At 59.9% G+C, this 5,876-nt stretch carries 10 protein-coding genes; 7 read left to right on the top strand and 3 right to left on the bottom strand.

The window, feature by feature from the left end; all coding sequences use genetic code 11:
• Positions 1–165: 165 nt before the first annotated feature.
• A complete protein-coding gene (locus RMO15_RS26965) occupies positions 166–522 on the top strand; it encodes a hypothetical protein (RefSeq protein WP_309720135.1) in 357 nt (118 codons plus the stop codon).
• A gap of 289 nt (positions 523–811) precedes the next feature.
• Here RMO15_RS26965 and RMO15_RS26960 read toward each other — a convergent pair whose 3' ends face one another.
• On the bottom strand, positions 812–1,069 hold the full coding sequence (locus tag RMO15_RS26960; protein WP_309720132.1) for a hypothetical protein: 258 nt from the start codon (positions 1,067–1,069) through the stop codon (positions 812–814).
• Entirely contained in the window at positions 1,066–1,284 is a 219-nt protein-coding gene (locus tag RMO15_RS26955) for a hypothetical protein (RefSeq protein WP_309720129.1), read from the bottom strand. Before RMO15_RS26955 ends, RMO15_RS26960 begins: the two co-directional genes overlap by 4 nt.
• A gap of 47 nt (positions 1,285–1,331) precedes the next feature.
• Here RMO15_RS26955 and RMO15_RS26950 point away from each other — a divergent pair, with 47 nt between their 5' ends.
• Genes RMO15_RS26950 through RMO15_RS26935 form a run of 4 tightly spaced genes read left to right on the top strand, consistent with a single transcriptional unit; the run spans position 1,332 to position 3,758 of the window.
• Positions 1,332–2,129, top strand: a complete 798-nt coding sequence (locus RMO15_RS26950; protein ID WP_309720126.1) for a fumarylacetoacetate hydrolase family protein — start codon at positions 1,332–1,334, stop codon at positions 2,127–2,129.
• Positions 2,129–2,860, top strand: a complete 732-nt coding sequence (locus tag RMO15_RS26945) for an SDR family oxidoreductase (RefSeq protein WP_309720123.1) — start codon at positions 2,129–2,131, stop codon at positions 2,858–2,860. The genes RMO15_RS26950 and RMO15_RS26945 overlap by 1 nt, the downstream gene beginning before the upstream one ends.
• Positions 2,861–2,865: 5 nt before the next feature.
• Entirely contained in the window at positions 2,866–3,612 is a 747-nt protein-coding gene (locus RMO15_RS26940; protein WP_309720120.1) for a hypothetical protein, read from the top strand.
• 23 nt (positions 3,613–3,635) lie between these two features.
• On the top strand, positions 3,636–3,758 hold the full coding sequence (locus RMO15_RS26935) for an SDR family oxidoreductase (protein ID WP_309720118.1): 123 nt from the start codon (positions 3,636–3,638) through the stop codon (positions 3,756–3,758).
• Here RMO15_RS26935 and RMO15_RS26930 read toward each other — a convergent pair.
• Positions 3,755–3,940 carry a hypothetical protein gene (locus tag RMO15_RS26930; protein ID WP_309720115.1) on the bottom strand — a complete coding sequence of 62 codons (186 nt, stop codon included), beginning with the start codon at positions 3,938–3,940 and terminating at the stop codon, positions 3,755–3,757. The genes RMO15_RS26935 and RMO15_RS26930 overlap by 4 nt on opposite strands.
• Positions 3,941–4,060: 120 nt before the next feature.
• Between RMO15_RS26930 and RMO15_RS26925 the strand changes: the two genes are divergently transcribed.
• The gene (locus RMO15_RS26925; RefSeq protein ID WP_309720112.1) at positions 4,061–5,461 is read left to right on the top strand and encodes a hypothetical protein; all 1,401 of its coding nucleotides are present in this window, start codon (positions 4,061–4,063) and stop codon (positions 5,459–5,461) included.
• 212 nt (positions 5,462–5,673) lie between these two features.
• Positions 5,674–5,876, top strand: a 203-nt coding sequence (locus RMO15_RS26920) for a sigma factor (protein ID WP_309720109.1), incomplete at its 3' end; no start/stop codon positions are given.

Raw genomic sequence — 5,876 nt, 5'->3', positions numbered from 1 at the left:
GCTACAAAGGGCCACCCAGAGGGTACCCGGCCCATAATAAATTGGGTATGGCCGGAACGGCCTTTGTAGCGGAGCACGCGACGCTCTCTAGTCCCCCCGCTACAACCGGGGGGACACAAAACCACGAGCGCATTGGGTATATTTCTCACGAAGGAGTTTATTGCAATGGCAAAACTGACAGATGCGGATAGAAGGGCGTTTGCCCACCAGGTGGTTGAGGTACTACGCCTCCATGCCCCGCAGCTCAGCGCGGCAGGCTTTGATGTGACGACGCGGCTCACCCAGCTAGAGGCCAGCGCACACGAGGCAGATGTAAAAGAGGCGGCGCAGCTCAGTGCGCAGCAAGCGGCGCTACGGGCCACTCAGGAGTCCACTACCGCCACGGACGATGCCTACGACTTTGCGTCTAAGAGCGTCAGCCTGGTGGAAGGGATACTCGGAAAAGACGATCCCCTCGTCACGGTCTTGCGCGGCCTGCGCCCCGCGCTCCACAACGCCCCCTCCCCGGCTCCCAAGCCCTAAAAAACCACGCCGCGCCCCTGGTTACTTGCCGTGCGCCCCTGAGTACTTTTGATGCGCCCCTCGGGGCGCACGGCAAGTTTTTGCGGATCCCGTTATCCTCCCCTCGATACGCGCCAAAAGTACACGGGGGACGGAGCTTCGTGCCCAGGGGCGAGGCAAAAACACCCAGGGGCGCAGCGCGTGCCCCCAAGGGCGAAGCCCCGAAAACCCCAAAACCCACCCCGCGCCCCGAAGGGCGAGCCGTGCGCCCCTCGGAGGGAATCTAGGGCGTGGTGAAACCTGGGCCAGGTTATCGCCGAATCAGCCGGTCGTACTCGGCGTGGGCACCGATCCAAAACCAGACGATCCCTTCGCCCTCTGGCAAGCCGAGCGCCCGGTAGTGAAGCCCGACACGAACCGACCAGAACCGTCCGATTCGTTTTAGCTCCAGCGAGGGATGTTCCACGTTCTCGACCAGAAGGTCGTAGTTTTTATCGGCCAACCGCTGGACTTCCTCAGGCAGTGCGTTGTAACTCTCCCAAAAGCGGGGTGTCGTTTGATGCGTCATTTCGCGGAGGGGACAGCGCGAGTTGATTTGCTCTGCACGGCGGCTCGCGCTTCTTCCAGCAGAAAATCCAGCTTCCCTTCCGCATCATCCGCCGCAAGCTGCCAATCCCAATCTAGCATTTCAAGCTCCGCAAGCAGCGTCGCCGCAAGCCGGTTCTGCACCTCCTCAGAACGTGTCGCCGCTGAGGTTATCGCTTTTTCCAGTAAGTCCGTCATTGAAAATCTCCGGCTTATTTTACCGCCTCAGGTATAATTCCCGCAGCATGAAGATCATCCGATTTGTTGACCACGCGGGCAATATCCGCTACGGCACCCCCACCGACGACACCTACACCACCGCGACCGCGCTAGATGGCGAGCTTTTAACCGGCCTCACCCCTACCAAAGAGCTACTCTCCGTCGCCAAGCTCCTGGCCCCGATTGACCCTCCCAATATTCTCTGCATCGGGCTGAACTACCAGCGCCACGCGGAGGAGAGCGGGATGGCCGTTCCCGACCGACCGATTCTCTTTATCAAGCCCACCAGCACCCTGAGCAACCCCGGCGACCCGATTATCCACCCCAAAAACAGCGAGGAAGTAGACTACGAGTGCGAGCTAGCCGTGGTGATCGGCAAGACCGCCAAGAACGTGGACGAAGACGATGCTCTGGACTACGTGCTAGGCTACACCTGCGCCAACGATGTCTCCGCCCGCGACTGGCAGCTCCGCTACGATAAACAATGGACACGCGGCAAAAGCTTCGACACCTTCTGCCCTCTCGGGCCGGTGCTCGTCACCGTGGACGAAATAGACGACCCCAATGAGCTTCAGATTCAGACCCGCGTCAACGGCGAGACCCTGCAAAACTCCAACACGGCGGACATGATCTTCGATGTCTGCGAGATCATCTCATCGCTCTCCAAGAACTTCACCCTGCTTCCCGGCACGGTGATCCTCACCGGCACCCCCGAGGGCGTCGGAATGGGCCGCACCCCCAAGCGCTGGCTCGTCCCTGGTGATGTCTGCGAGATCGAGATCGAGGGCATCGGCATTCTTACGAACGCCGTGGAGGCCGCGTAATGTTTCGTTTAGACGGAAAACGCGCCATTGTGACGGGCGGTGCCTCGGGGATTGGCGCCGCGATTGCGGAGACCCTCAAGGCCCAAGGCGCAACCGTGCTTGTCCTTGACCTGAGCGACCACGCCGACCTGCCCTGTGATGTCTCCGACCCGGACTCTGTTTCTCGCGCCTTCGCCAAAGCCGATGAAGAGGCAGGCGGGCCGCTGGATATTCTGGTATGCTCGGCAGGAATTGGCTTCGTGGGCGATATTTTGAAGACCACGCCCGCTGACTTTGATCGCTTGATGGGCGTGAACGCGCGTGGGCTCTTTCTCTGCTGCCAGGAAGCCGTGCGCCGCATGAAGGCTAGCGGCAACGGCGGAAGCATCGTCAATATCTGCTCCATCGCCGCCGAGACTGCCCTCGCCGAGCGCTTTGCCTACTCCGCCACCAAGGGCGCCGTGCTTGCCATGACCCGCTGCATCGCCAAAGACTTCGTCGCTGATAACATCCGCTGCAACGCCGTCTGCCCTGCGCGGGTTCACACCCCGTTTGTGGATGCGTACTTAGCCAAAAACTACCCCGGAAAAGAAACGGAGCAGCTCGCCGTGCTCTCGTCGGCACAGCCCATGGGCCGCATGGGCCAGCCCGCCGAGATCGCCGCGCTGGTCGCCTATCTGTGCTCCGACGAAGCCAGCTTTGTGACCGGAGCCGCTTACGACATAGATGGCGGCGTGATGGCAATGCACTAAATCAAATGAAACGAGCGCTGCTACCGCTGATTCTTGCCTTTGTGCTCGGCGGTGCAGTGCTCGTACTGGAAGATCGGCTCCAGAACAAATCCCAAAAGCAGCGTTACCCGCTTCTAATTCCCGTTCTGGTGCTGTCTGTTATCGCCCTGTTCTGGGGATTTACGCAGCTCCTCTGGTTTCCCTTTGTCGGCTCCAACGTTTATTTCTCCTCGCTGGCGCTTCTGGTCGCAGGCTTCGGCGCGGTCTGTGCCGGGACGCGTCGCCCACACCTCAAGCGACGTACGTTGGGAGCCTGGGGCTATCTGGTCGCGATCTCCGCTGTAACAAACAGCCTGTTCTTTACCGTTGCGCGGCAATGGCCTCAACGAAATCCCTTGGACTTGACAGTACAGCTCTTTGGTCTGGCAGTCGCGATCCTTCCTTTGATCGCTGCACTCACTGCATTGCTTCTTCCTAGAGAACGTAGCCTCCTGAGCGACCTTGAGCACCAGATTCGCACACGAACCGCTCTGAGTCGCTACTCCCTGGCCTTTTCAATCAACCTGGGCCTACTCTTTTTCTGTGGGTATCTTCAGACCAAGAACAGCCAGAGTGCTCTAACTACCGCTTACTACTTCCGACTGCTGTTGAGCGCGGTTGCAATGGGCGCAGGTCTTTGGGCGGTACAACCTCTCTGGGACACGGAGCCCGAAGAAGCCGAGTCAGAAGAACTCCCGAAGCAGAAACAGACCAATCCACCATTTGGTCGCTAGCTTAGAGCGGGGTCGCACAGCCCATGGGCAGCATGGGCCAGCCCGCCAAGATCGCCGCGCTGGTCGCCTATCTGTGCTCCGACGAAGCCAGCTTCGTCACCGGAGCCGCCTACGACATAGATGGCGGCGTGATGGTAATGCACTAACGCTCACCGCCGGAGATTCCTTGAGCTACTTGAAACGCATGATAAAGTTCTTGAGGATCTTCGGCATAGAGTTCGGTAAATCCACAGGCACCACAGACACACGCAAAAAGAGATTTGGCAACCTTACCCGTAAAAAGCAACCCCGTCGGGTGGCTCTGCACCTCAACCTTTAATCCCGCCATGTCGGTACTTCTAACCGTAACGCTAGGGATCATTTTATCCGAACCACATTTAGTACAGAGCATTCTCTCTCCTTGAAACCGTATGCAGGAAATCCTCTGGTTTCTCCCCAATTGTAGCGCATGGAACAGGAACTTAGAGCGGGGCCGCTTCGGTGCAAGTTCGCAGATGGTGAGCTGCGCTACATCAAACTCGGCGACACGGAGGTTGTCCGGCGGGTGTTTTTTGCGGTGCGTACCAAGACCTGGGATACGCTGACGCCAAGGCTCTCCAACCTCGATATCTCCCGAACCGAGAGTGGCTTTAGTATTGTCTTCGATGCTCGGTGTGAACGCGACGCGACGGGCTACGACTCGGAGGGGGCGTTTAACTGGTCAGGAAAGATCGAGGGCAAGCGCGATGGCACGATTGTCTTCACGGTCACGGGGGCACCGACCCGCGACTTTGAGACCAACCGTATCGGGCTCTGCGTACTCTTTGGGACGCCCACGGTCTGCGGCCAGAAGTACACGCTCCAGGCCAAAGACGGCCCGCGCACCGGAACATTCCCCAAGCTCGTCAATGCTCCGCTGACCTTTGAGGAGGACTTCACGGAGCTGCGCTACGGCAATGTCCGAGTCAGCGCGACCGGCGACGGGCTTTTCTCCATGGAAGACCAGCGCAACTTCGCCGACTCCAGCTTCAAGGCGTACCAGATCATGCCCTACGCCTACCCCAAGCTCACCAAGGGCGACGCGCATACCCAGACGATCACGATCAAGCCGGAGGGCTTTCTCCAAGCCGTCAAGAAGCGCGAAAGTAAGACCTCGCAGCTCGTGCTCGGCGAGCCCGTTTCGGGTGCGACTCTGCCGGAAATTCGCACGGGAAGCACGGGGGAGCGAAACTGGTTCCACGGCATCAACCACGACCGGGAGAAAGCCAAGGCAGCCGCAAGCATCTCCTTCGCCTACTTCCCCGTAGAGCACCTCTACGACGACGACACCTGCTGGGAGAACGTCCCCGTGATCGTCGAGCTGGCGGAGTCCGCGCGGCAGTTTGCGCCCGGAAAGCCCCTAGACATCCACCATATCGCCCTGACACTCACCCATCCCCGCACCGCCCCCGAGCCACGCAACGCCAGCCCGATGGGAGCCGCCTGGGCCGCTGTGTGTCTGAAGTACGCTGGCCTTGCCGGAGTCCGTAGCGCCACGTTTGACATGGGGCCAGGCTATGCAAATCGCGTGCTGAAAGCGCTAACACCACTCGTCGGCAAACCCCTCCGAAGCGTTTCGGTAAATAGCACAGCGCTGACTGCTCCCGTCGAGGCGTTTGGCGCGGGGCAGAGCGTGGTCGTGGTTAATAAAACGGGAGTCCGTCAGCAAGCCAGCCTCGAAAAACTCCCGCCTGGCAAGTGGGACGCCATCGAGCTCCAGGGACAAACGCCCGCTGGAGTCATGCCGAAACCTGTGGGGATTTCTGTACGCGGCGGCAAGACCAACCTCAATCTAGCCCCCCACGAGGTACGGATTCTCACACGGTGGTAAAAAATGACGGGAGCCCCGGACGGTAAACGTCCGGCAATGGGGCGTCGTGCCTCCGCCGCCTCGCTCCGCTCGGAAAGATATACCGACGAGGCACGAGGAGGAGGCCAAAGGCCCCAAAGCCCGACGATCTCCGTCCGGGCGATTTCCGACAAAAAAATAATCCCGGCCGCCGCGTGACGAAGTGAGCTAGCGCTGGCTCTCTATATACGACGATGCAAACTTCGCTGGAAATTCAAGAGGACGCTGAGCTGGTGGTGCTCGCCACGCTGGGCTCTTTTCCGGCCTTTGACGAGCTGATCAGGCGCTACCGGGGTGCGATCACGCTGGTGGCGGAGCAGATTGTGAGGAGCCGTGCCATTGCCGAAGAGATTGCCCAGGAGACCTTCCTGGCGGCGTTCAAGGCGCTTCCCTCGCT

The organism is Armatimonas sp., from assembly GCF_031410135.1.
GTDB lineage: Bacteria > Armatimonadota > Armatimonadia > Armatimonadales > Armatimonadaceae > Armatimonas.
The sequence above is the reverse complement of the archived record's forward strand: the minus strand, read 5'-3'. Positions and strand labels throughout refer to the sequence as shown.

Bases quoted from the DNA above. Each gene is read 5' to 3' on its own strand.
- RMO15_RS26965 (WP_309720135.1), top strand. From the start codon at position 166: ATGGCAAAACTGACAGATGCGGATAGAAGGGCGTTTGCCCACCAGGTG.
- RMO15_RS26960 (WP_309720132.1), bottom strand. From the start codon at position 1,069: ATGACGCATCAAACGACACCCCGCTTTTGGGAGAGTTACAACGCACTG.
- RMO15_RS26955 (WP_309720129.1), bottom strand. From the start codon at position 1,284: ATGACGGACTTACTGGAAAAAGCGATAACCTCAGCGGCGACACGTTCT.
- RMO15_RS26950 (WP_309720126.1), top strand. From the start codon at position 1,332: ATGAAGATCATCCGATTTGTTGACCACGCGGGCAATATCCGCTACGGC.
- RMO15_RS26945 (WP_309720123.1), top strand. From the start codon at position 2,129: ATGTTTCGTTTAGACGGAAAACGCGCCATTGTGACGGGCGGTGCCTCG.
- RMO15_RS26940 (WP_309720120.1), top strand. From the start codon at position 2,866: ATGAAACGAGCGCTGCTACCGCTGATTCTTGCCTTTGTGCTCGGCGGT.
- RMO15_RS26935 (WP_309720118.1), top strand. From the start codon at position 3,636: ATGGGCAGCATGGGCCAGCCCGCCAAGATCGCCGCGCTGGTCGCCTAT.
- RMO15_RS26930 (WP_309720115.1), bottom strand. From the start codon at position 3,940: ATGGCGGGATTAAAGGTTGAGGTGCAGAGCCACCCGACGGGGTTGCTT.
- RMO15_RS26925 (WP_309720112.1), top strand. From the start codon at position 4,061: ATGGAACAGGAACTTAGAGCGGGGCCGCTTCGGTGCAAGTTCGCAGAT.